1 protein-coding gene is annotated in these 780 nt (G+C 69.1%); it reads left to right on the top strand.

Annotated elements, in window-relative coordinates; all coding sequences use genetic code 11:
- The coding region (locus AAW13_RS42690; RefSeq protein ID WP_206306382.1) for a M4 family metallopeptidase at positions 1-780 on the top strand (780 nt) is incomplete at both ends.

Consider the following 780-nt stretch of genomic DNA (forward strand, 5'->3'; position numbering starts at 1 on the left):
ACGTCGGCGACTACCTCATCGGCGAGAAGATAGACATCAACGGTGACGGCACGCCGCTGCGTTACATGGACAAGCCGAGCAAGGACGGCTCGTCGGCGGACAGCTGGTACTCCGGGGTCGGCAACCTCGACGTGCACTACTCGTCGGGCCCGGCGAACCACATGTTCTACCTGCTCTCGGAGGGCAGCGGCACCAAGACCATCAACGGCGTCACCTACACCAGCACCACCTCCGACGGCGTCGCCGTGGCCGGCATCGGGCGGGCCGCCGCGCTCCAGATCTGGTACAAGGCGCTGACGTCGTACATGACGTCCAGCACCACCTACTCGGGTGCCCGCACCGCCGCCCTGAACGCGGCCGCCGCCCTGTACGGCACCAGCTCCGCCCAGTACGCCGGGGTCGGCAACGCGTTCGCCGGCATCAACGTCGGCAGCCACATCACCGTGCCCACCTCGGGCGTCACGGTCACCAACCCGGGCAGCCAGTCCTCCACCGTGGGCACCGCGGTGAGCCTCCAGGTCTCGGCGAGCAGCACCAACAGCGGCTCGCTGACCTACGCGGCGACCGGACTGCCGACCGGCCTCTCCATCTCCAGCTCGACCGGCGCCATCACCGGCACTCCCACCACGGCGGGCACCTACAGCACCACCGTCACGGTGACCGACTCCACCGGTGCCACCGGCACGGCGTCCTTCACCTGGACGGTCAGCTCGACCGGCGGCGGCTCCTGCACCTCCTCGCAGCTGCTGGGCAACAACGGCTTCGAGTCGGGCAACACCA

The organism is Streptomyces humi (genome assembly GCF_001005085.2).
GTDB classification, from domain to species: Bacteria; Actinomycetota; Actinomycetes; order Streptomycetales; family Streptomycetaceae; genus Streptomyces; species Streptomyces humi.